The sequence below is a fragment of the Streptomyces sp. S3(2020) genome, from assembly GCF_013044505.1.
Taxonomy (GTDB): Bacteria; Actinomycetota; Actinomycetes; order Streptomycetales; family Streptomycetaceae; genus Streptomyces.
The window spans coordinates 26,555-53,453 of sequence record NZ_JABERD010000052.1 but is presented as its reverse complement, the minus strand read 5'-3'; the positions used below and the strand labels follow the sequence as shown (position 1 = coordinate 53,453).

The following is a 26,899-nucleotide window of genomic DNA, read 5'->3' as shown; positions in this document are numbered from 1 at the left end:
ACGAGCCGATGCCCCTGTCGGACATCGACCTGGACCGCCTCGACGACCTCACCCCCCGCGAACGCGAGGTCACCTCCCTCGCCGCCCGAGGCCGGTCCAACGACCAGATCGCCGAGGAACTCGTCCTCAGCGTCCTCACCGTCCGCAGCCACATCCAACGCGCCCTGACGAAACTGGGCGCCCGTGACCGCGCCCAACTCGTGGTGATCGCCTACCAGACGGGCCTGGTACGGCCAGCGTCACCTTCGGGGCCCGGCAGGTAGGGGCCCGGCCAGAGCTCCTCGCGGGTTTCAGAGATGCAGGTGCCGGCCTGTCCCGGCCAGCAACGGGCCGAGCGCCTCAACGCTCACGGCGAAGCCCCCGCGAGCGGTCGGGGCGCGGTCGTCGGCGATGAGCAGGCCGATGGCCTCTCCGAGAGCGTTGAGCAACGGCGCCCCGCTCTGGTCGGGTGACGGCCGCAGACCCGTTCTGATGAGGCGTAGCCGTCGTTCGGGGAAGCTCTCCAGGCCGTTGACGCTCGCGGAGCGAAGAGAGTCCGGCCAGACCGGAGCCCACACGGGGTCGCCGAGGCGGATGAGTCCCAGGTGGCCGAAACGCAGAGGGGTGGCCGGGACGGGCGTATCGAGTCGCAGGACGGCGAGGAGTCCGGATCCGGGCCCTTGGAGCCGGAACTTGTGGACAGTGGTTTCGAAGTCGTCGCCCTCCACCGTGATGCGCTGCGGGCGCACCGGATGCTGCCAGACGGTGGCGACCAGATTGTCGCCGACCAGGAATCCGGTGCGGTGGGTCGGCGTGCCGTCGGTGGTCATGAGGATGCGGACGAGCGCGGACCGGATGGCCTGCGGAAGCTCTTCGGGGCGATCCGGAGGCAGGGAACAGACGGTGAGGCGGTCGGCGTGGTCGCGGAGGGCGGTGCGGTAACGGGCGGCGCGGGTGCGGACGTCGCCGGTCTCCGCGATGCAGTGCAGCAGACGCTCGATGTCGTCCGTCTGGTCCAGACGTAGGGAGATCCCGTCGAGAACCGACAGCGCACCGGCGAGGTCGCGCTCGGTATGACGGTCCCGGAAACGTGTGAGCAGTGTCTGCCGGCCCACCGCCGAGCGTATGAGGACGGTGTTCCAGGCGGCCAACTTGCGCTGCTGTTCGGTGAGTTCATCGAGGGTGTCCTTCATCCGGGAACTGAGCTCATGGGCCTGTTCCACCATGGCCGCGGTCAATTCCCGCCCCCTGAGGCCTTCGAGAAGGGCACGTGCGGTCGCGCTCTGCCGACGCAGCGCGTCGTGGGCAGCGGTGAACTCCAGCTCGGCCGAGGACGACTCGGTGTGCATGGTGACGAGCGCGTGCTGGGTGGGCGCGTCCAGCAGTTCCGGAGGAGTCCGGAAGGTGGCCAGACGGTGCCGGAACTCACTCCAGTCGGCGGTGCTGTCGTGGTCTTCGGCGGTGGCCGCGAGGTCGTCGAGCCGGTCGCGGACCTCGTCGCACTCGCGGCGCAGCTGCTCTCGGGCCATGCGTCGCTCAAGACGGTCGGTGAGTTCGGCGACCTGCTCGGGGGTGAGGAGGGTGACGTCGTTCACCCGGACCGACCTGCTGCGACCGGTGCTGAGATCGCGCGCGGTGACGTGGAGCACACCGCTGGCGTCCAGTTCGAAGGACACCCTGATCTGCGGCGTGCCGCGGGGGGCCCGTTCGATGCCGGAAAGCGTGAACTCGCCGATCCGGGTGTCAGGACTGACCTCTCCGCTGAAGATCTCGACCCCGACATTGGGCTGATCGTCCCTTGCCGTGGTGAAGATCTGTGAGCGCTCGGTCGGAATGGTGGTGTTGGGCTCGATCACCACGGCGAACCCGCCGTCCTCCGAGTCCTTCGTGGCCGACCTGAGCCCCAGGGCGAACGGAGTGACGTCCACGATGACCGTGCCGGTCAGCTTCCCGTCGAGTTGGGCGGCCACCAGCGCGGCTCCGCGCGACACGGCGGTGCGAGGGTCTCCCGGTGAGGTCCGGGAGCACTTGAAGACGTCTTCCAACAGGTCGCTCACGCGCGGGGACAGCATCGGTCCGCCGATGAGGACGAGGTGGTCCGGCTTCCCGGGGAGGCCGCTTCGGAACTCGGCGCAGAGCCGGCGCAGCGTGCCCAGGGGCTCGGCCACGGCATCGGCCAACTCGTCTCGGGTCAGGGACACTTCGACGGGCGGGCCGTCGGTGAAGCCATGGACGAATCTCGTGTCCCTCTGGCACGTCGAGAGAGCGATCTTGATCTCCTCGGCGGCCACCTCCAGCTGCCGGCGTGCCGCCGCGGTCGCCGGAACCTCCAAGCCGAGGGACTCGATCTGCCGGGTGAGGGCTCGGACGATCAGCAGGTCGAAGTCCCGGCTGCCGCAGGAGTTGTTCCCGAAGACCTTCTTCACCTGATGGACCCCGCCGCCCACGTCCAGGTGGCTGATGTCGAGCGTGCCGGCCCCGAGGTCGACCACGACCACCGAGTCCGCCAGCATGCCCTTGCGCTGGAAGTTCGCCGCGATGCAGGCCGCGGTGGGCTCGTGGATCATCCGGACCAGTTCCACCTGGGCGATGGCGCAGGCGTCCCGCGTGGCGCTACGGGCCTGGCTGGGGAAGTGCGCCGGAATGGTGATGATCGCCTTGGGCCGGGAGAGGTGGTAGCTGTGCTGCTGCCCGGCCCGGTCGAGCCACTCCGGTGCCACGTGGTCCAGTTCGGCCCCGGCCAGTTCGGCGACGCGATCCCGCACCCGGGAGGAAACGGAGTGCTCCACGATCTGGCGGGCGTGGCGGATGAGGTGCGCGGCGACCTCTTCCGGCCGGTAGCTGCCCGAGGCGGACCGGTACGTGGTGGCCGTGCCCATCTTGCGCTTGGTGTCACGGAAGAAGGCCACGGCTCCTGCGGTCTGCAGTTCTTCCACCGTCAGGCCGACCAGTTCGTTGCCCTCCTTGTCGAAACAGAGTGTCGAGGGAAACTGGCTCCGGCTCTTCCACTCGCATGCCACGGGCTGCTTCGTGACCGTGTCGAAGATGGCCGCCGCGCACTGCGAGGTGCCGAGGTCCAGTCCCCAGATGCCCGCGAACCGTTCGTCGACCTCCTGGCGGGCCTGGGCGATCCACGCCGGTACGCGCTCTTCGAACCGCCTGCGCGCGGCGGCGTCCAGTTCGTCGAGCTTCTCGCGGATCCGGGCGGCCAGCTCCGGCGCTATGTCGAGCTGCCCTGGCGTGCCGAGCAACTGGGCGTTGATCTCCCGCAGTTCGGCGACGGCGCGGGTGGCTGTCCCCTTGCGGTCGACAGCGTCCAGGAAGAGCTCGATCAGTGTGTCGTGCTCGCCGACGGCCCGTAGCCACTCGGTGAGCCGGGGGTCTTCCACGGCCTCGTCGCCCAGTTCCTGGCACAGGCAACGGATGGCACTGTCCAGGTCCTGCTCCGCCAGCCAGAGGCTGATGGCCCCTTCCCAGTCCTTCGCCTCCTCGCGCAACTGGGCGGCACCGGGCAGATCGCCCCCGATGGTGAGGACGGCGGCCCGGGCGATGAGTCCCGTCTTTGTCGGGTCATCGCGCAGCACACGGTCGGCCTCGCCGTACCACCCTGCTCGTCGGTACAACTCGTGGGCGTGAAAGGACTTGTCGGCCGCCTCGGCCTGCGCCGCGGCCGCCACCAGCTCTCCGGCGGCTTCCTCGAAGGCACACCACTCAAGGCGAACACCCGATCGGTCCGGCTCGGCCGCGCCGCGCAACCGGGTCTTGAAATGGTGCCGCCCCTCCTTCAACAGGGCGTCGCGGCGTGCCGCCGTGTCCTCTCGGCACGCAGTGATCCCGGGTGTCACATCCCCCACCCGCCGTAGGGCTTCCACCAGTTGCTGCACCCGTTCCGCCGCCTCCGCGTACGCGCGCCGCTCGACCAGTTGGCGAAGCGGCGGCAGACAGGCGTCGACCAGTTCGACCAGACGGTCGGGCCGATCGGCCGGGCAGCAGGGGAGGGCCTTGAAGGGATTCCCCAGCAGCCGATGGCATTCACCGGCCCGTTCCAGATTGCCGGTCTCCTGGTAGTGCGGCAGTGCCTCGGCCGGGTGACTTGCCGCGAACAGCGAGTCGCCGAGGCGTTCCTGCAACTCGCGCGCGGCATCGCCGTCGCGCAGCGCACGGGCCAGACGGAGGCCTTCGCGGAGATCGCGGAGGTCGTTCCCCGAGCGCAGGCAAGCGTCGAGAGCCTGCCGCCGCTCCTCGGGCGTGGCGGCGAGCAGGGCCGCGTCGGCGGCTCGGCCGAGCAGGAGGTGGACGGCGCACATCCGGGGCAGGAGGGACTCCGGCAGTCTGCCGAGAAACGTCCGCCACAGCTCCGCGTAGCCGTCCAAGGGCACACGGGCCGCGTGCTCCTGGAGCGCCCAGCACCAGCCGTCGCCCTCCAGAAGGGCCAGCGCCCGCCACCGCTCGAAATGCCATGCCACCCTTTTCGCGTCGTAGCTCCGTGCGAGGTGTCCGATCGACAGATCCCTCGCCAGGGGTTGCAGCCCGGGCAGCCGTAGCCGACCGGCCAGTTCGAACACCACGGTCAGTGCGTCGAGGTCGCCGCGCCTGGCGACGGTGGTCAGCCACTCCTCGTCCTGTGGCCTGAAGGCGAGCACATAGCAGGTGTCCGGGATGCGCGGGTCGTATCTCTCGAAGAGCCGGCGTGCCTGCGCGGGTGCGAGGCGAAGTGCCAGGCGCAGGGCCCGGCCGTAGTAGCGAGTGGCGCGGTCGAGTTCGGTGGGGCTCAGTCCGGAGAACGCCAGCGTGGCGTCCACCCGGTTGACAGCTCGGCGGAGCCGCCACTGTCCGCCGCCCGCGAGCCCGTCGGCGAGTGCGGTCGCGCCCCGAGCGAGCAGACCGGGCCCTCGTGCGGGAACGGGCGCCGGTGCCTCCATCGGCACGGGGGCGGGATTCCGTACGACCGGGAGCTGCGTCTGTGTGCGCCCGGGGAAGCCCGGGAACTCGGGCAGCGGGCCGTCCACCGGCGGAGGGGTGGACTTCGTGGGCCTGTCGAACCCTGAGGGTCTCACCGTCGGAGCCCCGGCCTCGGCCTCCCTGACCCCCGTGAGCAGCATCTCGCGCGCCTCTTCCACCTCCAGGTCACGCAGGTCCACGGGCCGCACCAGGCCGAGTTCGGCCGGGAGCTCCTCGTCGTCCACGCGGACCGGGACCACTCTGCGGAACAGCCCCTCCGGATCGGCCTGTTCGGCCGCCTGCCACTCCGGCTGTCGGTAGGCCGAGCGCAGATACCTCTCCGACATGACCGCCAGGATCCGGTCGGCCCTGGCCACTCCGTCCCACAAAGGGAACGCGTCGTACTCACTCTTCGTACTCGGGCACTTCCGCAGCAGCACACGGCACCGGTCGCCCTCGGCCTTCCGCAGCTCCCAGGCGGCCCACTCGGCCCAGCGGTGGTCCTCTGCCGCGTAAGAGATGCAGTAGTCCCATGGATGCAGGTCGTCGGCGAGAACCTGGAGCACGGACATCGCGGCCCGCGCCGCCCTTCCCGCGGCGACCTCCTGCTGACCGTCCGCATCGGACGCGCTCTTGCTCCCGTCGGCGCGGTCGCTGATCCCACGGATGACGAGAGCGGGCCGCCCGCCACCGAGGTGAGCCGCTTGGGCGAATCCGGCGCTCTCCATCTCGACGGCCACCGCGTCGTTGTAATTCTCTTCGAGTAACTGCTGGTCGGGGGTGCCGGAGCTGTCGACGACCACGTCGCCCGCGGCGATCGGTTTGAAGTGGTGGGCCTTGGCAGGCAGTGCTGAGTGGGCGGCCTGGAGCAGTTCGTGGTTCGCCTCCCAGCACTTGGGCCGCGACTTCAGTCCGTTCCCGGTCTGCTTCCCGCCCTGGTAGGCGTACACCTGCGTGGCGACGACGACATCCCCGATGCACACATCGGTCTTGAGGGCGCCGGCGATCCCGACGAACAGCATCGCGCGAGGCTGGAACATCTGGGCGGCGCGCTCGGCGATGACGGCGGCGCTGTCGTTGCCCTGACCCACCTGGGCCATGACGATCCGCCACGGTGTGTCTGGGAGGAACCCCTCTTCGAACCGGGTGCCGCTTTCCTCGTGCTTGAGCGGCCGGCCACGGCGCAGTACACCCCGCACCGCCTCGTACTCCACCGGAAGCGCGGTGAGGATGACGATGGTGGTGTTGGCGTCTGGCATCGACCCGCATCCGAACGAGTGGGTATCGGCGACGAGTTGCCACGATAAGGCGCCTAATCACGTGATGTACCCTGTTCGCTCGAAAATCGGTACACCCTGCACAAGGGGAACGCACGGTTCGTGGATCGGACCCAACGCGCCTGCTGCGGAAGTGAGTTGAGTGATGACGAAGCGACCCGCCCGCACCGACGGTGCCGGAGGCCCGCCTACCAGTCCCGCGCCGCCTCCCGCAGCAGATCGCGGACCCGTACGACGTCCGGGTTCGCGTCGGCGCCCGCGCGCTGGACGAGGAAGAGGGTGTTGAGCGGGGGTTCCTCCGGGGTGTGGAGGAGGGTGAGGCGGCCGGAGTCCAGGTGTTCCTGGCACAGGGAGCGGGGCAGCACGCTGTGGCCGGCGCCGGAGTTGACGGCCGAGAGCACGGCGTAGAGGTTCGGCACGGTGACCGCCGCGCGGGCGGTGAGGGGTTTGCCGAAGACGGTCCGCCAGTAGCGCCGGACGATGGGCAGGTCCTCCGCGTAGGTGACCAGCGGGACGTCCCGGAGCGCGGCGCACAGGTCGTCGGCCTCGGGATGCCCGGCGACCCGCCGGGCCCAGTGCGGGGCGGCGACCAGGACGTACTCCTCGTCCGCCAGCGGTACCGAGGCGAGGGCGCGGCCGCGGGGGCGGCGGGTGGCGATGACCAGGTCGTGCCGGCCCGAGCGCATCTCCTCCAGCAGCGGCTCGGTCAGCCCCTGGGCGACCCGCAGCCGCACCCCGTCCGCGACGAGCGGGACGAGGCTGGGCAGCACCCGCACGCACAGCAGCTCCGAGGGCCCCGCGAGGTGCACGGGCGAGGTGTGGCCGGAGAGCGGGCCGCCGCCTTCGAGCGCGGCGAGCGCGTCCAGCGGCGCCGCGACCTGACTCGCCAGCTCATGGGCCGCCGGAGTGGGCTCCACCCCGCGCGGCAGCCGGGTGAACAGCTCCCGGCCGGTCTGCTGCTCCAGGGTGCGGATCTGCGCGGTCACGGTCGGCTGGGAGAGCCCCAGCAGAGGAGCGGCCGCGGTGAACGAGCCGGAGCGGTGGACGGCCAGGAAGGTGCGCAGCAGGTTCAGATCGGCATGCGACGGAAGCCGCCCGGCGACGCCGTCCGGTGCGCCGACGGCGAGGTCCGGGTTCTTCATGCCTGCCAGCCTACCGGCGGCATCCATCGGATGGCCGATGGGAGGGATCGGTGCGTCTATTGGTGAATCGATCGCAGGGAAGCCTACCGTCGAAGCCATGAGCACACAGAACGCGATCAACTGGCCCGAGAAGTACCTGCCCGGCACCGGCGACAACTTCGTCTCCAACGAGGTGATAGTCCCGGGCGTCACCGCCGCCCGGGTGTGGCGCTTCCTGACCGACACCTCGCAGTGGGAGGGCTACTACGACAACGTCGCCGACATCTCCTTCCCGCAGGGCGACGGCCCCCGCCTCAAGGACGACCTCGCCTTCAGCTTCGGTACCTTCGGCTTCCCGCCCCTGGACGCCCGCGTCGTCGAGTTCCAGGCCCCCGCCGAGGGCACCCCGGGCCGGCTGTCCTGGACCGCGAAGCAGGACGGCGCGCCCGAGGAGCGGCTCGATGTGCTGCACGCCTGGCTGGTGGAGGACCTCCCCGGCGGCCGGGTCCGCATCCTGACCCAGGAGACCCAGATCGGACAGCCCGCCGCGGCCCTGGCGCAGGAGCGCCCCAACCCCATGCTCAACGGTCACCAGGCCTGGCTGGACGGCCTCGTCGGCGCCGCCTCCGAATAACCCCCGCACTCCGAATAGCCCCCGCACTCCGAGTAACCTCCGCACTCCGGGTGCGCCCCGGCCTCCGGACGCACCCGGGCCCCACCCCCAAGGGAAGTTGACGTCATGACCGACAAGCTCACCGTGAGTGTCCTCGGCACCGGGATCATGGGCGCTGCGATGGCCCGCAACCTCGCCCGCGCCGGACACACCGTCCGCGCCTGGAACCGCAGCCGCGCCAAGGCCGAACCCCTCGCCGCCGACGGCATCGCCGTCGCCGGCACCCCCGCCGAGGCCGTCGAGGGCGCGGACACCGTCCTGACCATGCTGCACGACGGCCCCGCCGCCCTCGACGTCATGCGGCAGGCCACCGCAGCGCTGCGCTCCGGGACCACCTGGGTGCAGTCCACCACCGCCGGTGTCGAGGGCGTCGCCGCCCTGGCCGCCTTCGCTCGCGAGCAGGACCTCGTCTTCTACGACGCCCCCGTGCTCGGCACCCGCGGCCCCGCCGAGGCCGGACAGCTCCTCGTCCTCGCCGCGGGGCCGGTGGACGGACGGCACAAGGTGACGCCCGTCCTCGACGCCGTCGGCGCCCGCACCGTGTGGACCGGCGAGGACGGCGCCGAAGGCAGCGCCACCCGGCTGAAGCTGGTCGCCAACAGCTGGGTCATCGCGACCACCAACGCGGTCGGCGAGGTTCTGGCCCTGGCGAAGGCGCTCGACGTCGACCCGCAGGACTTCTTCGACGCCATCGCGGGCGGCCCGCTGGACATGGGCTATCTGCGCGCCAAGTCCGCGCTGATCCTCGACGGGAAGCTGTCCCCGGCCCAGTTCGCCGTGTCGACCGCCGCCAAGGACGCCCGGCTGATCGTCGAGGCCGGCGAGCGGGGCGGCGTCCGGCTCGACGTGGCCGCCGCGAGCGCGGAACGCCTGGAACGTGCCGCCGCGCAGGGCCACGGCGACGAGGACATGGCCGCCGCGTACTTCGCCAGCTTCGACGAGAAGGCCTGATGCGGGCGGATCACTTCCAGTCGTAGGCGTACGTGGCGACCCAGGTGATGTCGAGTTGGGCGCTGCTGCCCGGAGCCGCGCCGGGGCCCTGAAGGGCGCTCTCGTTCTGGAGCACCCAGGACAGGGGCTCGGCCGGCACCTCGCGGGTGTCGTGCCCCACCTGCCGGCCGTCCACGAAGAACCGCACATGGCCGGGCGTCCACTCGGTGGAGACCGTGTGCCACTGCGTCCAGTCGTCGCTGCCCGGGAAGTAGCCCTGTTCGCCCCCACCGCACGGGTGGTGGAAGGCGGTGAGATCGCCGGTCCACTCGCCCTCGGGGTGGTCCATCTCGCAGCCCCCGCCGTAGTGCAGCCAGGCCGACTTGTAGCCCGGCGCCAGCTCGGTCACCTTGATACGGGCGCTGTACTTGCCGTACTTCATCTGCATGACGGCACGAGGTACCACCGCCGCAGCGTGCACGGGACCGCCGTCGGAGGGGCGCCACATACGGATGAACATCCGTCCGTCGCCGTTCTCCGCGGGTCCCACGCTCACGGTGTCCTCCGGGTGGTAGACACCCACCACCTGCCGGCCCCGGTCATTGGCCGTGTCACGCCAACCGGTCGGATAGGCCCACCAGTTGTCGCGGTACGTACCGCGCAGGCCTCCGCAGTACGCGGCGGAGGTGTCGACGTGGTGGTCGCAGTCGCCGAACGAGCCCAGCGGCACCCGGTCACCGTTGAAGTCCTCGGCGAGAACCTGCCAGAACGGCCCGCAGTCGCCGCGGGGCAGCGCGGTCCCGGTGCTCCGGCAGGCGTCGGGCGCTCCGTCGGCCCCCGCCGCTCCGTCGGCACGCGGGATGCCGAGGACGGCGGCCAGGAGCACCAGCCCCATGGACATCAGCAGAGCGCGCCTACGGCCGTTCGGTGCTGCGTGTGATCCCATCGGGAGGCCCTCCGGTCCTCGGTGCGCCGGTGTCGTACGACGGGAAGTGCCGCGCGATGTGCCGCGTGAAGAGCCGTGCGAGGGAGCATCCTCGCCGCGGGCCGGCGCGAACACCATCCCCGGAACGGCCGGCGTACCGGAGCGTCGTCCTCCAGTCGCGTTGCTTCGGGACCGTCCGCTCGTTGATCTCTCCACGCGGTGAGCGATGATCGGAGAGCCCTGTGCGCATGAGCGACCTCCAGCGGTGCGAGATCCGGCCCGGAAGGCTGGTGGAGTGGACCCTGCATCCGGCGTCGGTGGACGCGGCGCGGGCCTTGCCGGACGACACGAGGCCACCGGCGTACGTCCAGGAGTCCCACATCCGCACGGCACGGACGGTGCGTGAGGACGGGCTGTTCGTGCCGACCTGGCTCGGTACCGCCTTCGACATCCCCGGACAGGTCGAACTCGACGTCCTCCAGGGCGCGTTGGAGGCCTGGATGCTGCGGCACGAGACGCTGCGCAGCGGGTTCCGATGGGCCGGCGACGAGATGCGGCGGTTCACCCTGGATGCCGGGGCCGTCGCCCTGCACCGCGAGGACATCGGCGAGTTCGCGGACGCGGTGACGCTGACCCGCTACCTGCAGGACCGTTTCGATGTCGCCGCGGACGCGCTCACCTGGCCCAACTTCCTGTTCACGGCCGTCGTACGGGACGACGGCGCGAGTGTGTACATGGCGTTCGACCACAGCAACGTGGACGCGTACTCGATCCACCGCATCACCGGCGAGATCCACGAGCTGTACGCGGCCGGCCTCGACGGGCGCGTCGTCGTGCCCGAACCGGTCGCCAGCTACGTCGACTTCTGCGCCGACGAGCGCTCGGACGCCGACCGGATCGACGACACCCACCAAGTCGTCGGCCGCTGGCGGGAGTTCATCGCGCGCTGCGACGGAAAGCTGCCGAACTTCCCCGTCGACCTCGGCCTGGACCCCGAAGGCCCGCTGCCCGAGCAGAAGTTCGTCCAGGAGATGCTCGTGGACGCCGCGGACGCGGCGGCCTTCGACGCGTACTGCCGTCCCTACGGCGGCAGCCTGGTCGGGGTCGTCGCCGCCGTCGCGCTCGCCGCTCGCGAGATCAGCGGCCTGAGCGTGTACCGCACCGTCGTGCCCTTCCACACCCGGGTCAAGTCCCGCTGGGCCGACTCGGTCGGCTGGTACGTGGGCGGCGCGCCCGTCGAGATCCCGGTGGAACGGGCCGTGGACTTCGACGCCGCGCTGGAACTGGTCCGGGCGGCCCTGCGGGACACCCGGGCGCTGTCCCGGATGCCGCTGGCCCGTGTCCTGCGCCTCCTGGGCGCCGACTTCCGGCCCACCTCACCGGACCTGTACTCGATCCTCTCGTACGTCGACTCGCGCGGTCTTCCCGGTGCCGGGCGCTGGCAGGAGCTGAAGGCGTACGGGCTGATCCGGGTCTCGTACGGCGACCAGGTGTGCGCGTGGGTCACCCGGGTCCCCGAGGGGCTCCAGTTCGCCTGCCGGCTGCCGGACACACCGGTCGCCGACAAGAACATGCGGCGCTGCGCGGAGCTGCTGCGGGCGCGGATCGTCGCGGTGGCCCGCGAGACCGGGACCGTCGCCGTGGGGGCACCGGCCCGTCAGGCGTAGGGCCTCCCGTCGGACCCCGTCCCGGTCAGGGTGGCCAGGGCGTTCCGGAGCGCGGAGTCGGCGGGTGGGCCGTCGGGCCAGCGGGCGGCGATGTGGCCGTCGGGCCGGATGAGCAGGGCGCCGTGGGGACTGAGCTCGCAGGCGTCGAGGTGCTCGGCGGGGAGGGGCTCGACGCGCAGCGGCCAGGGCGGAGACACGCACCGCTTCCAGGGGTCGGGGTCCGGAGTGAGCAGCGTGAACCACTCGCCGACGGCGTCGATCGTGGAGTGGTCCGGCGTGAGCCAGAGGTGCGGCATGCGGTGGCCGGGCTCCGGGGTGGGGACGTACTCCGTGCCCGCGTCGGGTGGTTCGGGCGCGTCGGCACCGCCGGTCAGGACCGCGGCGGAGCGATAGGTGACGCCGAGCACCAGGCCGAGCTGGGCGAAGTACCCGTCCGACCAAGGCAGTTCGATCCGGTCGGACGCCGCCTCACCGTTCTGGAGCTGCTCCCGGCGTCGGCTCTGGGCCTGGAACATGAGATGGGTGTTGGTCACCGCCTGGCGGAGCGTCCGGTGGGCGACGGGCTGCCGTTCCGGCTCGTAGGTGTCCAGCAGGCCCGGTCCGGCCCACCCGTGGACGACGCCCGCGAGTTTCCAGCACAGGTTGTGCACATCGGAGAGCCCGGCGTTCATGCCCAGGCCGCCGGCGGGCGGGACCGTGTGCGCGGCGTCGCCCGCCAGCAGGATCCGGCCCCGGCGGAAGCGGTCGGCGACGAACGCCTGCACCGTCCAGTGCTGGACCCGCAGCACGTCCGGGCATACGTCGGCGCCGAGAGCGCGGGAGACGAGGCCGGCCCAGTCGGCGGACTCGGTGTCCTCGGGGGTGGGGTCGGTCCAGGCCCAGCCACCTTCGGGATACAGCGGGAGGAAGCCGCCGTGCGCGGTGAATTAGAACCCGGCGGGCCGGTCGGCGCACCAGGCCTTGAGGTCGGCGTCGAACACGACCGTCGTGACCTCCGCGAGCGCCCCGGGACCGGTGGTGGCGATGCCGAGCCGCTCGCGGACGGTGGAGTTCGCGCCGTCGGCGGCGAGGACGTAACGGGCGCGGACCCGGGTCCGGGCGCCGCGTCCGTGGTCGACGAGCGAGGCCACCACCGAGTCGGCCTCCTCGGTCAGGTCGACGAGCTCGTCCCCGAACCGCGTCTCCGCGTCCGCCGCGGCGAGCAGGGTGGGTTCCAGCCGGTCCTGCGAGGTGACCACGCCGAGCTCGGGGCTCTCGGGGACGGGCGCGTTGATCCCGGCCATCGCGGCCGTGGCGAAGTCGTCGCCGTGCAGGGTGTCGCGGAAGCGGATCCGGCCGAACTCGGGCGGGAACGCCCGGGCCGCGATCCGGCCGGCGAGTCCGAGCCGGCGGAAGATCTCCATCGAGCGCGTGTTGACCAGGCGGGACCGGGGAAAGGGCGACAGCTCGCCGTGCTTCTCGACGAGCAGGGTCCGCACCCTCCAGCGCTCCAGCAGTGCCCGGGCGGTGAGCCCGACCGGTCCGCCTCCGACGATCAGTACATCCACCTCGGCGTCGCCTCGAAGCGTCATGAGATCAATGATCCGTACCCGACGACCGACCGCAAAGCGGGCGCGGGCGGCGCACGGAAGCGTGATCCACACGTTGTCCGCGGGAGGTGCCACGCCGTACGTTCGGGTGCGTGAACATCGACAGCCGAGAACGAGCACAGCGTTTCGTCGAGTTGCATCGAGAGGGGTGCTTCCTGCTCCCCAACGCCTGGGACGTGGGAAGTGCCCGGGTCCTGGAGTCGGCCGGGTTCCCCGCCGTGGCCACGACCAGCGCGGGTGTCGCGTTCTCGCTCGGGCGCCCGGACCACGACTTCCACGAGGAGAAGGAGTCGGACGGGCGGATCGGCCGCGACACCATGATCAGCCGGGTCCGTGAGATCGCCGACGAACTCAGGGTGCCGCTGAGCGCGGACCTGGAGGACGGGTTCGGTGAGGCGCCCGAGACCGTGGCGCGGACCATCTCGATGACCCGTGCGGCAGGCGCCGCGGGCGGCAACATCGAGGACTTCACCGGCGACCGCGCCCGGCCCCTGTACGAGGAGCCGCTCGCGGAGGACCGTATCCGCGCCGCCCGTGCCGCCGTGGACGCCGCCGGTGATCCCTTCGTCCTGGTCGGCCGGACCGATGTGCTCCTGGTCGGCGGCTCGCTCGACGAGGCCGTACGGCGGGCCAACGCCTATCTGGCGGCCGGCGCGGACTGCGCGTTCGTGCCGGGCGCCGCCGACGCCGGGACCATCGGCACCCTGGTGCGGGAACTCGACGGCCCGCTCAACGTGGTCATGGGCCTCACGGGGAACGCGCTGTCCCTGGACGACCTGCGGGAGCTCGGCGTACGCAGGGTGACCGTCGGCGGCAGCATCGCCCGCGCTATGTACCGCCATCTGCTGGACGCGGCGCGGGAGTTGGCGGAGCGGGGCACCTTCTCCTACGCCGACGGCCAGCTCTCTCAGGGCGAACTCAACGATCTGTTCCGCCGGGACTGACGCTCACCACGGGCGGACGGTCCCCGGCGGGTTCCGGGGCGGTGGAGTCGTCGAGGGTGGTGCGGTGGGTCTCGCGGACGAGGCAGACGGTCACCGCGGTGATGGCGGCGCCGCCGCAGAGCAGCAGGGCGACCGGGGTGCTGCTGCCGCTGCCGGCCACCAGGCTGGTGGCGATCATGGGGGAGAAGCCGGCGCCGACGAGGGTGGCGCCCTGGTAGCCGAGGGACGCGCCGGTGTAGCGGACCTTGGTGCCGAACATCTCGGTGAGCAGGGCGCCCAGCGGGCCGTACATCGTGGACTGGGCGATGCCGTGGCCGAAGACGACGGCGAGGATCAGCAGCCCGGGCGACCCCGAGTCGACCAGCGCCAGGACGGGGAAGGCGAGCGCGGCCGAGGCGATGGCTCCGGCGAGGACGACCGGGCGGCGGCCGACCTTGTCGGAGAGCGCAGAGGCGCAGGGCAGCACGACGAGCGCGACGCACGCGGAGACGGTGAGGGCGTTGAGCACCTGCGGCCGGGCGTACCCGATGCCGGTGGCGTAGGCGATCATGTAGCTGGTCAGCAGCGACTGTGCGGTGAAGGCGCCGATGCCGACCCCGCAGGCCAGCAAGACGGGGCGCGGGTTGCGCAGTACGTCGAGGATCGGCAGCCGGGACTCGGCGCGGTCCTTCTTCACCTCGGCGAAGAGCGGGCTCTCCACCACCTTGAGCCGGACGAAGAGGCCGACGCCGAGCAGCGCGACGCTGAACAGGAACGGCACCCGCCAGCCCCAGGCCGCGAAGTCGTCCTTGGGGAGCGTGACGACGTACGCGACGACGGCGGTGGACAGCAGGGAGCCGAGCGGGGCTCCCATCTGCGTGAAGCTGGACCACAGGCCGCGGCGACGCTCTCCGGCGTGCTCGACGACCATCAGGGTCGCGCCGCCCCACTCACCGCCGATGGCGATGCCCTGGACGACGCGCAGGGCGATCAGCAGGACCGGGGCCCACACGCCGATCGTGTCGTACGTGGGCAGCAGACCGATGAGGAAGCTGGCGCCGCCCATCAGGCCCATGGTGAGCAGCAGCATCGACTTGCGGCCGAGCCGGTCGCCGAAGTGCCCGAAGAGGATGCCGCCGAGCGGGCGGGCGACATAGCCGGCGGCGAAGGTGCCGAACGCGGCGATCGTGCCGACGGCGGGATCGGCGCCGGGGAAGAACAGTTCGCCGAAGACGAGCGCGGCGACCGTGCCGTAGACGAGGAAGTCGTAGAACTCCACGGCGGTGCCGAGCAGCCCGGAGGCGGCGACCAGGCGCAGCTGGCGGTTTCGCTCGGCGGTCGTGGACGGTGGTGCGACGGGGGACGAGTGCATCGCGGTCTCCCTTGACCGGGGGAAGGACACCGCGAAAGTAGGGCTCTGGTGTGACCGCCGTCAAGAAAGTGCACAACATTGAATGCCGTGGGGCCGGGCGCGCCCGGGTTTCAGTGGCCCCCTCCGGTGAGCAGCCGCCGGGGATTCGCGATCCGGAAGGCATAGGCCGCGGCCCCGCCCAGACCGAAGCCGGGATGCTGCGGCGGCTCCGCGTACGGCCGGTCCGAGCCCTGGACGACGGCGTCCACCCCGAGCGCGCGGACCACGGCGTCCACGGAGCGCGGACCGTAGGAGGACGTCTCGACGAAGACATCCGGGTCCACCGCCGCCGAGCCGTCACCCCGGGCGGCGAAGCGCTCCCCGTGCAGCGGGGCCAGCCCGGCGAGCAGCGCGAAGCACACCCGCAGCCGAGGATGGCGGGGGCGGCCGAAGGTGCGGAAGGCGAACCAGGCGGCGTGCATCTGCTGGACGTAGGGCACCATCGCAGGCCACCAGCCGGGCCCCTCGGACCCGCCCGGCGCGGGCCCGGGGTGGACGAAGAGCGGCAGGTCCCGCTCCTCCAGCAGATCGAGCAGCGGGGCGCAGCGCGCGTAACCGGCGGCGTCCACCAGGGCGTTCGCCGGGAGCTGGAGCCCGACAAAACCCCCGTCGAGGTCCTGGGCCGTCGCCTTCGCGTCGATGTCCCGCACACCCGCGGCGGCCCAGGCGCCGAACGGCTCGGGGAGGGCTGCCGCGCCCTCGTGATAGGCGTCCAGGAGCGGGCGGGCCTCGGCGGACGGCAGCCACTCCACACCGATCGGGGCCGACATCGAGACGATCGCCCGCCCCAGACCGTCGGCGCCGGCGAGTTCGGCGCGCCGGGCGACATCGTGGTCGGCGGGCGGTATGCCGTACGGCGGCTCCCCGTCCAGGTGCAGCGTCCAGCCGTCCAGGTACGGCGGCTCACGGCGGGCGCGCAGGGCCGCCAGCAGGGACGGGGTCCAGAGATGCTGGTGCACGTCGACGTTGCTCATGACACTTCTCCCACCCAGGCGCGCAGCGTGCTCCGGACGTCCTCACCACTCAGGATCTCGCGGGCCACCGCCTCCACGTCCACCCCGCAGGGCCGGTCCTCGTCCAGCGGGGGCACCACGGCGCGGATCGCGCGGTGCAGGAACTCCGGGCCCCGCCCCGGTGCGGGCGGTGCCGCCAGGTCCACGGCCTGCGCGGCGACCACGGCCTCCACGGCGAGGAGCAGGCGCAGGCGGTCGAGCAGCGCGGCCAGCCGCCGGGCCCCGAGGGACGCGTTGGTCGAGTCGTCCTCGACGGCGTCCGCGCCGTGCCGGGGGTCGGTGGACACCGGGACGGACAGCACGCGGATCTCGGCGGCCAGCGCCTGCGCCGTCTTGGTCAGCGGCGCGAAGCCCGAGCGCTCGGGGCCGTACGGCGAGAGGTTCGCCGGCAGCCCGCTGACGGCCGGGTCCAGCAGCCGCCGCATCCGTTCGGCGGACAGGGCCGCGGTCTGGGTCAGCGCCAGCGCCAGGGTGTCGAGACCCAGGGCCAGGGCCGGGGTGTGGAAGTTGCCGGAGGAGAGAATCTCGCCGGTGCCCGCCAGGACGACGGGGTTGTCGCCGCAGCCGTTCAGCTCCGGGTGCAGCGCGGCGGAGGCGAAGTCGAGCGCCGCGTACGCGGCTCCGTGCACCTGGGCCGAGCAGCGCAGACTGACGGGGTCCTGGACGCGCCGGGCGTTCCGCGGGAGGTCACCGCCCCTGAGCAGGGCGAGCAGCTCGCCCGCCGCACGGGCCTGGCCCGGCGCGGGGCGCAGGCCCAGCACACGGGGGTCGAGCGGGCTGGTGTTGGCCCGGAACCCCTCGTACGTCAGCGCCGTGACCGCCTGGGCCAGCAGCAGGACCGCCGCCGCCTCGTGCAGCACGAGCGCACCCTGCCCGGCCGCCAGCGGGCTCGCCCCGCACAGCACGATCCCGTCCTTCGGCCCCAGCCGGACCGGCGTGAGACCGGCCCGCCGCAACGCGGTCGCGCCGTCGAGCACCTCGCCGCCGTGCTCCGCGCGGCCCTCACCGATGACGACCAGGCCGACATGGGCCATCTGGCACAGGTCGGAGGCGCCGATCGACCCCACCTCCGGGACGACGGGGTGCACACGCGCGTTGAGCATGTCCACCAGCAGCCGCACGGTCTCGGGCCGCACCCCGCTCCCGCCGCCCGCGATGCCGTTCACCCGGGCGAGGAGAGCGGCGCGTACGACGGGCACCGGCAGCGGGTCGCCCACCGCGTTGGCCCGCCCCCGGACGGTACGGACACTGAACCGCTCCAGCTCCTCGCGAGGCAGCGCGTACGAGGAGCGGGTGCCCAGACCGGTCGTCAGGCCGTACGTGGGAATGCCGCGGTCGACGATGTCCTCGACGACGGCACGCTCACGCTTCAGCCGGGCCGACACGCCCTCGGACAAGGTGACTTGGGCATGGCCGTGCGCGACGGCGACGACATCGTCGTACGTCAGTGTCCGCCCGTCGACGGCGATCACGCGAACCTCAACTTCTGCCCGACACCGCGCTCTTCGGCCTTGCGGAGCATCGCCGCGCCCAGCGCGATGTCGGAGAGGGACAGGCCGCGGTGCCAGAACAGATTGGTCTCGTCGGGGCTCTCCCGGCCGGGCTTGAGACCGACGACGATCTCACCCAACTCGCCATGCAGATTGCCCCTGTTGAGCCGTCCGGAGTCGACGTGGGCGCGCAGCGCCCCGAAGGGTCCCGCGTGCGCCTGCCCCCAGTCGTCGACGACGATCTTGTCCATGACGTCCGTGAGATCGAGCTCGACGGCGCTGTTCGTCCCGTAGGGCACGACCAGGGCACCGGGCGTGATCCACTCGGTCCTCAACAGCGGCTCCGGGCGCTCCAGTCGGGACGCCTCCACCACGATGTCCGCGCCCTGGACACAGGTCTTCCAGTCCTCGGTCACGACGACGGGCTTGCCGAGGTCGCGCTCCAGCCGCTCGGCGAAGGCCCGGCGGCTCTCCGGGCGGCGCGAGTGGACGCGGATCTCCGCCAGGTCGAAGATCCGGTCCAGGAGACGCACGTTCCAGTACGACGTGGCGCGCGCCCCGATGTGCCCGAGCACCCTGGCGTCCGGGCGGGCCAGATGGCGGGCCCCCAGCGCGGTCAGCGCGCCGGTGCGCATCTCGGTGAGCGCGGTCGCGTCCAGGACCGCCGCCGGCATGCCGGTGCGCGGATCGAAGAGGTTGAGCAGCGCCATCTCGGACGGCAGCCCCTGCCGGTAGTTGTCCACGTAGTCGCCCACGATCTTGACCCCGGCCAGCGACAGCGGGGCGACATAGCCGCGGAGCACGTTGAAATGCCCGTTGAACGCGGGGTCCGGCGTGAGGTGGACGCGCGGTTCGACCACCGTCTCACCGAGGCCCTGGGCGCGCAGCCCGGCCTCGACGGCGTCGAGTATCTCGTCGTCGGTGAGTTCCAGCCGTGCGATGTCCGTGCCATTGAGGAAGGTGAACCAGATCGGTTCCATGGGGCCTCTCCGCGCCTCTGAGCTGGGGGAATTGCTGATTTCGTACGAACGTAACGCGCCGTTCACAGAACGCCATTGACGCGCCATTCAGTCACCGGGGACTCTGCATGACCATATGCAGGCGGGCAAGGGGCAGTCTTGATCAGATTCGACGCGGTGAGCAAGAAGTATCCGAACGGCACCACGGCCGTGGACGAGCTGTCCCTGGAACTGACCGAGGGCGGCATCACGGTCCTGGTCGGCCCCTCCGGCTGCGGCAAGACCACGACCCTGCGCATGATCAACCGCATGGTGGATCCCACCTCCGGCACGGTCAGCCTGCGCGGCAAGGACATCCGCGAGGTCAACGCGCCCGAACTGCGCCGCGGCATCGGCTACGTGATCCAGCACGCGGGGCTGTTCCCGCACCGGACCATCCTCGACAACATCGCGACCGTGCCGCTGCTGCTCGGCTGGAACAAGAAGAAGGCACGGGCACGGGCCGCCGAGCTCCTCGAACTGGTGGGCCTGTCGGGCGAGTTCGCGGGCCGCTACCCGAACCAGCTCTCCGGCGGACAGCAGCAGCGCGTCGGAGTGGCCCGGGCGCTGGGCGCCGATCCGCCGGTCCTGCTCATGGACGAGCCGTTCAGCGCGGTCGACCCGATCGTCCGCGCCGAGCTCCAGGCGGAGTTCATCCGGCTCCAGAAGGAGCTGCACAAGACGATCGTGTTCGTCACCCACGACATCGACGAGGCGATCAAGCTCGGCGACAACATCGCGGTGTTCCGCACCGGCGGGAAGCTCGCCCAGTTCGACACCCCCGAGCGGCTGCTCGCCCATCCCGCCGACGACTTCGTGGCCGGGTTCGTCGGACAGGACCGCGGTATTCGCCGGCTCTCCTTCGTCCAGGCCGCCGAGATACCGCTGCGCGACGGACCGGTGCTGCCGGCGACCGCTTCCGTGGCGAAGGCCCGGGCGGCCGACGGACCCTGGATCCTCGTCGTCGACGACGCCGGACGGCCCCTCGGCTGGGCCGCGGTCGCCGAACTCCCCGACGGCGGCACCCTCGCGGACGCCCCGCTGAAGGAGCTCGGCCACACCTTCAGCCTCGCCGGCGACTCCGCGCGCGCGGCCCTCGACGCCGCGCTCCTGTCACCCGCCCGGCTCGCGGTGGCCGTGGACGCGGACGGCGCGGTCGCCGGAGTCGTGGACGCCCACGAGCTGAGCGGCGGGGTGAGCGATGAACGACGGTGAGCCACTGGTCCGTTGGGGCTGGATAGCCGACCACGCCGGTGAACTCGCCGACTACACCGGCGTCCACCTCCGGCTGGGCCTGCTGCCCGTGCTGTTCGGGCTGATCATCTCCATACCGCTCGGCATCGCGTGCCGGCACTGGCGCTGGCTGTACCCGCCGGTGCTGACCGTGACCAACATCCTGTACTCGATACCGTCGCTCGCCCTGTTCATGATCTTCGTGCGGTACACGGGGCTGACCGAGCGCACGGTGATGATCCCGCTGACCCTCTACACCCTGTCCGTCCTAGTCCCCAACGTCGTCGACGGACTGGCCTCGGTCCCCGAACCGGTCCGGCTCGCGGCCACCGCCATGGGCTTCGGACCGGTGCGCCGGGTCGTCCAGGTCGACCTGCCCATCGCCGTCCCCGTCGTCATCGCCGGAGTGCGCGTCGCCGCCGTCTCCTCCATCAGCCTCGTCGCCGTGGGACAGCTGATCGGACAGGGCGGCCTCGGCTACTACGTCATCCGCGGCCTCCAGCTCGACTTCCCGACGCCGATCGTCACCGCGATCGCCCTGATCATGCTGCTCGCGCTCGCCACCGACGCCCTGCTGGTACTGGCGCAGCGGCTGCTCACCCCCTGGTCCCGGAGCAAGGCATGAACGACTTCCTGAACCAGACCGAGCTCGTCTGGCACTGGCTGACCTCGTCCGGGCAGTGGCACGGCGACGAGGGCATCCCCGCGCGGCTCGTGGAGCACCTCACCTACAGCGGCCTCTCACTGCTGTTCGCCGCCCTCATCGGGCTGTCGCTCGGACTGCTCGTCGGACACACCGGGCGCGGGGCGTTCGCCGTGGCCAGCGTGGCCAACCTCGCGCGGGCCGTCCCGACCTTCGGTCTGGTGGTGCTGGTCGTCACCCTCGCCGGGCTCAGCACCACGCCGGTGCTGGTCGCGCTGGTGGCGCTCGCGGTGCCGCCGATCCTCATCAACACCTTCGAAGGCGTACGAGGTGTCGACCCCGCCACCCGGGACGCCGCCCGCGGGGTCGGCATGACCGAGTGGCAGATCCTGGCCCGGGTCGAGGTGCCGATGGCGCTGCCGCTGATCCTCCTCGGCCTGCGGGTCGCCGCGATCCAGGTCGTGGCCACCGCGACCGTCGCCGCCTACCCCGGCCTCGGCGGCCTCGGCCGCTTCATCGTCGACGGCCTCTCCCGCAACGACTACGAGCTCGTCATCGGCGGCTCCACGGTCGTCGTCGCCCTGGCGCTCGTCGTGCAGGTCGCCTTCACCGCGCTACGGCGCGTCGCCGTCTCACCGGGCCTCAGGGTCGCGGTGCCGAAGTCCTGATTCAGGTTCATGTAAGGCATTGAGAAAGGAACCACCCATGCGAGGCATCTCCAGAGCCGCCGCGTTCACCCTGATCACCGCTCTCTCCCTCACCGCCTGCGGCGGTGGCGGCGACAGCGACGACAACCCGCTGTCCGGCAGCAGCGCCGACAGCGACGGCAAGTCGATCGTCGTCGGCTCCGCCAACTTCCCCGAGAACCAGCTGCTCGCCGAGATCTACTCCCAGGCCCTGGAGGCCAAGGGCCTGAAGGTGACCCGCAAGTTCGACATCGGGGCCCGCGAGGTCTACTACGACCAGGTCGTCAAGGGCGGCATCGGCGTCTTCCCCGAGTACAACGGCGCCCTGCTGGCCGTGGCGGTCGACAAGAACAGCACCGCGACCAGCACCGATGACATCAACGCCGAGCTGAAGCAGAAGCTGCCGTCCTCGGTGGAGATCCTCGACTCCGCCGAGGCCCAGGACAAGGACTCGGTGACGGTCACGGCCGAGAAGGCCGCCAAGTACGACCTCAAGTCCCTCGCCGACCTGAAGTCCGTCGCGAAGGACTGGACGATCGGCGCCGGTTCGGAGTTCAAGACCCGCACCCAGGGCGGGGTGGGCCTGAAGACGGTCTACGGTGTCGAGTTCGGCAAGTTCCAGCCGCTCGACGCGGGCGCGCAGAGCACCCTGCTCAAGCTCCTCAAGGACGACAAGGTCCAGGCGGCGAACATCTACACCACCGACCCCGCGATCGTCGAGGACAAGCTGGTGGTCCTGGAGGACCCGAAGAACCTCTTCTCCTCGCAGAACGTCACGCCCCTGGTCTACAAGGACGCCGTGAACGACACCGCCAAGGGAGCCCTCAACGGGGTCTCGGCCAAGCTCACCACACAGGACCTGCTCGACATGATGAAGAAGCTCGTCAACGACAAGGAGGACGCGAGCGACGTCGCCAAGGAGTGGCTGACCTCGGCCGGACTGAACTGAACACCCGGCGCGCCGCACCCGTACCTCCTGGCATACGTCCGGCCGACGTCCCGAAACGGAGAGGTACGTGTCCCAGCGCGCCCGCAGTCCGCTCACCGCCCGCCTGCTACTGGCGGGCGGGCTCGCCCTGCTCACCCTGGCCACGGGGTGCGGCGCGGGATCCGACGAGTCCAAGGTGAGCAGCAGCACGAAGGTGACGGCCGCCCCTTCCGCCGGTGTCGTGGCACCCGCGAAGGTGGAGGTCATCGCCGGGCTGATCGGCTGCAAGGTCAAGATCCGCACGGATGCCGACGAGTTGAGGGAAGGCGTGTGCCACGGGAAGGACGGTGACTTCCTCATCACCACGTTCCCCGAGGAGCGGTTCAAGCTCACCTGGCTGGACGCCGCCTCCATCTACGGCGGCAAGTACCTGGTCGGCACCCGCTGGGTGGTCAGCGCCCCGGAGGCACTGCTGAAGAAGTTCCGCCCGGAACTCGGCGGGAACATCCAGCAGTTGTAGCGTCAGCCGGCCGCCGGTTCGTACGTGCTGATGTCGTAGCGGACCTCGTCGTCGACGGCGTTCCTCTCCCGGTCGATCTCGATGCGGGTCGGATGCCCGTCGGCCGCGTACCGGGCCTCAGCCGTGTCCGCGTCGTCGCCCCGCGCCTGCTCCAGCTCCTCCAACAGCGCACCGATCGTGGGCACTTGGTCGGGCAGCTCTCGTACGACCCGACGCGCGCTGTCGTCGAGGCCGACCGCCTTCGTGACCTCGCCGTCCCGGACCGTGATCCGGAAGATGCCGATGAGGGCCCGCTCGCCCTCGCTCGACGTCAGCGTGTACGTGTACGCGGCGGGTTCCTCCCAGGCGGACGCGGCGGGCTCCGCCTCGTCACCGCAGGCGGCCAGCCCGCCCACCAGCACGGCCACGGAGAAGAGCGAGCGGACGACGGTCATGGCGGCCCCTTCGAAGACGGCTACTGCTACGACGCCGGCCGGCCCCGGGACGTTCGGGGCCGGCCGGCGCTCGTACACGCTCTCCGCGTCGGCGGCGCGGCCGGTGCCGCGGGGGCGATCTCGCCCCTGCCGGGAGGATGGGGTTGACTCGAGTCCCGGCCCGGAACCACGACAGGAGCCCTTCGTGACGTACGACATCAGCGCCCTCCGCTCCCAGTTCCCCGCCCTGGCCGCCGGAACAGCCCACTTCGACGGCCCGGGCGGCACCCAGACACCCCGGCCCGTGATCGACGCCATCGCCGACGCGCTGGCGCACCCGCTGTCCAACCGGGGCAGCGTGACGCTGGGGGAGCGCAACGCGGAGAGCCTCGTCACCGAGGCCCGCCGGGCCATGGCCGACCTGCTGGGCGCGGACCCGCGAGGGATCGTCTTCGGCCGCAGCGCCACACAGCTCACCTACGATTTCTCCCGCACCCTCGCCGACACCTGGTCGCCCGGCGACGAGGTCGTCGTCACCCGCCTCGACCACGACGCCAACATCCGCCCCTGGGTGCAGGCCGCCGAGCGGGTCGGTGCCACCGTGCGCTGGGCCGACTTCGACCCGGCCACCGGCGAGCTGGCCCCGGACGACATCGGCGCCGTGCTGTCCGACCGCACCCGCCTGGTCGCCGTCACCGCCGCCTCCAACCTGATCGGCACCCGCCCCGACATCGACGCGATCTCCCGAGTCGCGCACGAGGTGGGCGCGCTCGTCCACGTCGACGGTGTCCATCACACCGCTCACACCCTGGTCGACCTGGAGTCGCTCGGCGCGGACTTCTACGTCTGCTCCCCGTACAAGTTCCTGGGCCCCCACCACGGAGTCCTCGCCGCCGGGCCGGAGCTGCTGGAGAACCTGCGCCCCGACAAGCTGCTGCCCTCCACCGACCAGGTCCCCGAACGGTTCGAACTGGGCACCCTGCCCTATGAGTTCCTCGCCGGTACCAGGGCGGCCGTTGACTTCATGGCGGGCCTCGACCCGACGGCGACGGGCACCCGGCGCCAGCGCCTGACCGCCGCCTTCGCGGAACTCGAAGCGCACGAGGACACCCTGCGCACCCAGCTCGACAAGGGCCTGGCCGCACTCCCCGGCATCACGGTCCACTCCAGGGCCGCCGACCGCACCCCCACCCTGCTGCTGACCTTCGAACACCACGCCACGACCGACGCCTACGCCTTCCTCGCCGAGCGCGGCATCCAGGCCCCCTCCGGCTCCTTCTACGCCATCGAGGCCTCCCGCCATCTGGGCCTCGGCGACACCGGCGGCCTCCGCGTCGGCCTCGCGCCCTACAACAACGCGGAGGACATCGACCGGCTTCTGGCAGGACTGGGAGAGTTCCTGACCTCCTGACGGGCGACTGGACCTCCTGACGGACTACGGGGCCAGCAGCTCGCCCACCAGCGCGGCCACCTGTTCCACCTCGATGAGGAACCCGTCATGGCCGTACGGCGACCCGATCACCCGGAGACGGTCCGCCGAGGCGATCCCGGCCGCCAACTCCGCCTGCTGGGACGGCGGATAGAGGCGGTCGGAGTCGACTCCGGCGACCAGTGTCCTGGCGGTCACCCGACTCAGGGCGCCACGCACCCCGCCGCGGCCGCGTCCGATGTCATGGCTGTTCATCGCCTCGGACAGCGCGACATAACTGCCGGCGTCGAAACGGCGCACCAGCTTCGCCGCGTGATGGTCGAGATAGGACGCGACCTGGTACCGGCCGCCGTACCACGGGTCCTCCGCGCCCTGCGGCGAGCGGCCGAAGCGGACCTGGAGCTCCGCCTCACTGCGGTAGGTGACATGGGCGAGGCGCCGGGCGAGGCCGAGACCGGCGTGCGGGCCGTGGCCGGTGCCGTGGTAGTCGCCGCCGCGCCAGTGCGGGTCCGAGCGGATGGCGTGCAGCTGGATGTCGGCCAGGGCGATCTGCTCGGCGCTCGCCGCGGCCGTCGTGGCGAGCAGCGGGAGAGCGTCCGTGCGCCCGGGATACGAGACGGCCCATTCCAGCGCGCGCATCCCGCCCATCGAACCCCCGATCACGAGCGCCCAGCGGTCGATGCCCAGCGCGTCCGCCAGATCGGCCTCGGCGGCCACCTGGTCACGCTGGGTCAGAAACGGGAAGGCCCCGCCCCAGGGGCGCCCGGCGGGGTCCGGCGACGACGGTCCCGTGCTGCCCTGGCAGCCGCCGAGGACGTTGGGCGCGACCACGAACCAGCGGTCCGTGTCGAGCGCGCGCCCGGGTCCGACGAGCCCGTCCCACCAGCCGGCAGTGGGGTGTCCGGGCCCGGCCGGACCCACGACATGGCTGTCACCGGTCAGGGCGTGCAGGACGAGAACGGCGTTGGAGGCGTCCGGCGCGGGCCGCCCCCACGTCTCGAACGCCAGCCGGGCGCCCGGGAGTTCACCGCCGGCCTCCAACGGCAACGGCTTCTCCCGGACATGCCACCGCCGGAGCCCCGGAGGGTCCCCCTCCCGCCAGGCCCCGGAGGCCGGCGGGAGAGGAACCCCGGACGGTGTCCGTACGGTGTTCAGGACGCGCCCTTCGCGGCGCCCTTGGCCGCGCGGAACCCGCCCTCCAGGTCCGCCTTGAGATCGGCGAGGTTCTCGATGCCCACCGAAAGGCGCACCAGACCGGGTGAGGTGCCGGTGGCCGCCAACTGCTCCTCGTCCAGCTGACTGTGGGTGGTGGACGCCGGGTGGATGATCAGGCTGCGCACATCGCCGATGTCGGCGAGATGGCTGAACAGCTCGACGGCGTCCACGAAGCGCTTGCCCGCCTCGACGCCGTCCCGCAGCTCGAAGGCCAGCACCGCGCCCGCACCACGCGGCAGATACCTCTGTCCGGCCTCGTACCAGCGGTTGGACTCCAGTCCCGGGTAGTGGACAGCCGCGACCTCGTCCCGCTGCTCCAGCCACTCGGCCAGCGCCTGGGCGTTCGAGGAGTGCCGCGCACCGTCCACGTCGGACTCACGCTCGGCATCGCCGCCCTGACCGGGGCGCTGGTCGCGGTCCGCGCACCGGACGCGGGGCTGCCGGCCGCGCTGGCCGGGACGCAACTGCTGGCCGGGCTCGCCTCAGGGCTCGCCGTCTCGCCCAACCAGACCCAGGTACTCCAGCACGCCCCCGCCGAGGCCGCCGGAGTCGGCGGCGCCATCCTTCAGATGGCCCAGCGCATCGCGGCGGCGGTCTGCCTCAGCGCGGTCCCGGCGGTGTACCTGCATGCCACGCCCGGATCGCCGCGAGCCGCGTACGCGCTCGCCTCCTGCGTCTGCGCCGGCCTGCTCGCCGTCGCGCTGCTGCTGTCCCTGACACGGGGCTCCGCCACACCGCCAAAGCCCCCGGCACGCGTCGCGACGAAGCCCACGAATGCCGAGGTGCCGTGATCGTCGGCGATGCCCGCCGCGCTCGGCGCACTACCGTACCGCCGCAGATCATCACCAATAGGCCATTCGTGCGTGACCCGGCTCTCATGGCACGACGGAGACAT

Annotated in this window: 22 protein-coding genes and 2 pseudogenes; 12 read left to right on the top strand and 12 right to left on the bottom strand. The window is 71.6% G+C overall.

Annotated elements, in window-relative coordinates:
• Positions 1–263 (top strand): helix-turn-helix transcriptional regulator (locus HLK59_RS18820; protein WP_171142613.1); only part of this gene is annotated, 263 nt, incomplete at its 5' end.
• A gap of 27 nt (positions 264–290) precedes the next feature.
• Here HLK59_RS18820 and HLK59_RS18815 read toward each other — a convergent pair.
• Entirely contained in the window at positions 291–6,179 is a 5,889-nt protein-coding gene (locus tag HLK59_RS18815; protein WP_171142612.1) for an Hsp70 family protein, read from the bottom strand.
• 206 nt (positions 6,180–6,385) lie between these two features.
• Positions 6,386–7,339: a LysR family transcriptional regulator gene (locus HLK59_RS18810; RefSeq protein ID WP_171142611.1), complete on the bottom strand. Its 954-nt coding sequence runs from the start codon at positions 7,337–7,339 to the stop codon at positions 6,386–6,388.
• A 97-nt stretch (positions 7,340–7,436) separates the two neighbouring features.
• Here HLK59_RS18810 and HLK59_RS18805 point away from each other — a divergent pair, with 97 nt between their 5' ends.
• Positions 7,437–7,952, top strand: coding sequence for an SRPBCC domain-containing protein (locus HLK59_RS18805; RefSeq protein WP_171142610.1), 516 nt, complete (start codon positions 7,437–7,439; stop codon positions 7,950–7,952).
• 105 nt (positions 7,953–8,057) lie between these two features.
• Entirely contained in the window at positions 8,058–8,942 is an 885-nt protein-coding gene (locus HLK59_RS18800; RefSeq protein ID WP_171142609.1) for an NAD(P)-dependent oxidoreductase, read from the top strand.
• 10 nt (positions 8,943–8,952) lie between these two features.
• On the opposite strand, the gene HLK59_RS18795 is transcribed toward HLK59_RS18800, so the two are convergent.
• On the bottom strand, positions 8,953–9,816 hold the full coding sequence (locus tag HLK59_RS18795) for a glycoside hydrolase family 16 protein (protein WP_240982502.1): 864 nt from the start codon (positions 9,814–9,816) through the stop codon (positions 8,953–8,955).
• Positions 9,817–10,094: 278 nt separating this feature from the next.
• On the opposite strand from HLK59_RS18795, the gene HLK59_RS18790 reads away from it, so the two are divergent.
• On the top strand, positions 10,095–11,513 hold the full coding sequence (locus tag HLK59_RS18790; protein WP_171142607.1) for a condensation domain-containing protein: 1,419 nt from the start codon (positions 10,095–10,097) through the stop codon (positions 11,511–11,513).
• Here HLK59_RS18790 and HLK59_RS52420 read toward each other — a convergent pair.
• Positions 11,504–12,028, bottom strand: a complete 525-nt coding sequence (locus HLK59_RS52420; RefSeq protein ID WP_346779765.1) for a hypothetical protein — start codon at positions 12,026–12,028, stop codon at positions 11,504–11,506. The two genes, HLK59_RS18790 and HLK59_RS52420, sit on opposite strands and share 10 nt — an antisense overlap.
• A gap of 33 nt (positions 12,029–12,061) precedes the next feature.
• Positions 12,062–13,084, bottom strand: a pseudogene (locus HLK59_RS52415) (FAD-dependent monooxygenase); the annotation flags it as partial.
• A 110-nt stretch (positions 13,085–13,194) separates the two neighbouring features.
• Between HLK59_RS52415 and HLK59_RS18780 the strand changes: the two are divergent.
• Positions 13,195–14,046: an isocitrate lyase/phosphoenolpyruvate mutase family protein gene (locus tag HLK59_RS18780; RefSeq protein ID WP_171142606.1), complete on the top strand. Its 852-nt coding sequence runs from the start codon at positions 13,195–13,197 to the stop codon at positions 14,044–14,046.
• On the opposite strand, the gene HLK59_RS18775 is transcribed toward HLK59_RS18780, so the two are convergent.
• From HLK59_RS18775 to HLK59_RS18760, 4 genes are all read right to left on the bottom strand, one after another.
• Positions 14,021–15,397: an MFS transporter gene (locus HLK59_RS18775; RefSeq protein WP_240982500.1), complete on the bottom strand. Its 1,377-nt coding sequence runs from the start codon at positions 15,395–15,397 to the stop codon at positions 14,021–14,023. The genes HLK59_RS18780 and HLK59_RS18775 overlap by 26 nt on opposite strands.
• Positions 15,398–15,507: 110 nt before the next feature.
• Positions 15,508–16,410 (bottom strand): amidohydrolase family protein, encoded by a 903-nt coding sequence (locus HLK59_RS18770; protein ID WP_171142605.1) that lies wholly within the window; start codon positions 16,408–16,410, stop codon positions 15,508–15,510.
• Positions 16,407–17,921 (bottom strand): aromatic amino acid ammonia-lyase, encoded by a 1,515-nt coding sequence (locus HLK59_RS18765; protein ID WP_171142604.1) that lies wholly within the window; start codon positions 17,919–17,921, stop codon positions 16,407–16,409. The genes HLK59_RS18770 and HLK59_RS18765 overlap by 4 nt, the downstream gene beginning before the upstream one ends.
• Entirely contained in the window at positions 17,918–18,919 is a 1,002-nt protein-coding gene (locus tag HLK59_RS18760; protein ID WP_171142603.1) for an ornithine cyclodeaminase family protein, read from the bottom strand. Before HLK59_RS18760 ends, HLK59_RS18765 begins: the two co-directional genes overlap by 4 nt.
• A 138-nt stretch (positions 18,920–19,057) precedes the next feature.
• On the opposite strand from HLK59_RS18760, the gene HLK59_RS18755 reads away from it, so the two are divergent.
• From HLK59_RS18755 to HLK59_RS18735, 5 genes are all read left to right on the top strand, one after another.
• A complete protein-coding gene (locus HLK59_RS18755) occupies positions 19,058–20,152 on the top strand; it encodes an ABC transporter ATP-binding protein (protein WP_171142602.1) in 1,095 nt (364 codons plus the stop codon).
• A complete protein-coding gene (locus HLK59_RS18750; RefSeq protein WP_171142601.1) occupies positions 20,139–20,795 on the top strand; it encodes an ABC transporter permease subunit in 657 nt (218 codons plus the stop codon). Before HLK59_RS18755 ends, HLK59_RS18750 begins: the two co-directional genes overlap by 14 nt.
• Positions 20,792–21,481, top strand: coding sequence for an ABC transporter permease (locus tag HLK59_RS18745; protein ID WP_171142600.1), 690 nt, complete (start codon positions 20,792–20,794; stop codon positions 21,479–21,481). Before HLK59_RS18750 ends, HLK59_RS18745 begins: the two co-directional genes overlap by 4 nt.
• Before the next feature lie 46 nt (positions 21,482–21,527).
• Complete coding sequence (locus HLK59_RS18740) at positions 21,528–22,448, top strand: ABC transporter substrate-binding protein (RefSeq protein ID WP_346779764.1); 921 nt, start codon at positions 21,528–21,530, stop codon at positions 22,446–22,448.
• A gap of 67 nt (positions 22,449–22,515) precedes the next feature.
• Positions 22,516–22,947: a hypothetical protein gene (locus tag HLK59_RS18735; protein ID WP_346779763.1), complete on the top strand. Its 432-nt coding sequence runs from the start codon at positions 22,516–22,518 to the stop codon at positions 22,945–22,947.
• A 2-nt stretch (positions 22,948–22,949) separates the two neighbouring features.
• On the opposite strand, the gene HLK59_RS18730 is transcribed toward HLK59_RS18735, so the two are convergent.
• Positions 22,950–23,381: a DUF6174 domain-containing protein gene (locus tag HLK59_RS18730; RefSeq protein ID WP_171142598.1), complete on the bottom strand. Its 432-nt coding sequence runs from the start codon at positions 23,379–23,381 to the stop codon at positions 22,950–22,952.
• 184 nt (positions 23,382–23,565) lie between these two features.
• On the opposite strand from HLK59_RS18730, the gene HLK59_RS18725 reads away from it, so the two are divergent.
• Positions 23,566–24,771: a cysteine desulfurase-like protein gene (locus HLK59_RS18725; protein ID WP_171142597.1), complete on the top strand. Its 1,206-nt coding sequence runs from the start codon at positions 23,566–23,568 to the stop codon at positions 24,769–24,771.
• A gap of 24 nt (positions 24,772–24,795) precedes the next feature.
• Here HLK59_RS18725 and HLK59_RS18720 read toward each other — a convergent pair whose 3' ends face one another.
• Together HLK59_RS18720 and HLK59_RS18715 are read right to left on the bottom strand one after the other, a co-directional pair.
• On the bottom strand, positions 24,796–25,944 hold the full coding sequence (locus HLK59_RS18720) for a homoserine O-acetyltransferase (protein ID WP_171142617.1): 1,149 nt from the start codon (positions 25,942–25,944) through the stop codon (positions 24,796–24,798).
• Positions 25,941–26,360 (bottom strand): annotated as a pseudogene (locus HLK59_RS18715) (PLP-dependent transferase); the annotation flags it as partial. The pseudogene HLK59_RS18715 and the gene HLK59_RS18720, both read right to left, overlap by 4 nt.
• Here HLK59_RS18715 and HLK59_RS18710 point away from each other — a divergent pair.
• Positions 26,355–26,795 (top strand): hypothetical protein, encoded by a 441-nt coding sequence (locus tag HLK59_RS18710; RefSeq protein ID WP_240982499.1) that lies wholly within the window; start codon positions 26,355–26,357, stop codon positions 26,793–26,795. The pseudogene HLK59_RS18715 and the gene HLK59_RS18710 sit on opposite strands and share 6 nt — an antisense overlap.
• The last annotated feature ends 104 nt before the right edge of the window (positions 26,796–26,899 follow it).

Coding starts and splice junctions, on each gene's coding strand:
- HLK59_RS18815 (WP_171142612.1), bottom strand. CDS start 6,179: ATGCCAGACGCCAACACCACCATCGTCATCCTCACCGCGCTTCCGGTG.
- HLK59_RS18810 (WP_171142611.1), bottom strand. CDS start 7,339: ATGAAGAACCCGGACCTCGCCGTCGGCGCACCGGACGGCGTCGCCGGG.
- HLK59_RS18805 (WP_171142610.1), top strand. CDS start 7,437: ATGAGCACACAGAACGCGATCAACTGGCCCGAGAAGTACCTGCCCGGC.
- HLK59_RS18800 (WP_171142609.1), top strand. CDS start 8,058: ATGACCGACAAGCTCACCGTGAGTGTCCTCGGCACCGGGATCATGGGC.
- HLK59_RS18795 (WP_240982502.1), bottom strand. CDS start 9,816: ATGGGGCTGGTGCTCCTGGCCGCCGTCCTCGGCATCCCGCGTGCCGAC.
- HLK59_RS18790 (WP_171142607.1), top strand. CDS start 10,095: ATGAGCGACCTCCAGCGGTGCGAGATCCGGCCCGGAAGGCTGGTGGAG.
- HLK59_RS52420 (WP_346779765.1), bottom strand. CDS start 12,028: ATGTTCCAGGCCCAGAGCCGACGCCGGGAGCAGCTCCAGAACGGTGAG.
- HLK59_RS18775 (WP_240982500.1), bottom strand. CDS start 15,397: ATGCACTCGTCCCCCGTCGCACCACCGTCCACGACCGCCGAGCGAAAC.
- HLK59_RS18770 (WP_171142605.1), bottom strand. CDS start 16,410: ATGAGCAACGTCGACGTGCACCAGCATCTCTGGACCCCGTCCCTGCTG.
- HLK59_RS18760 (WP_171142603.1), bottom strand. CDS start 18,919: ATGGAACCGATCTGGTTCACCTTCCTCAATGGCACGGACATCGCACGG.
- HLK59_RS18750 (WP_171142601.1), top strand. CDS start 20,139: ATGAACGACGGTGAGCCACTGGTCCGTTGGGGCTGGATAGCCGACCAC.
- HLK59_RS18745 (WP_171142600.1), top strand. CDS start 20,792: ATGAACGACTTCCTGAACCAGACCGAGCTCGTCTGGCACTGGCTGACC.
- HLK59_RS18730 (WP_171142598.1), bottom strand. CDS start 23,381: ATGACCGTCGTCCGCTCGCTCTTCTCCGTGGCCGTGCTGGTGGGCGGG.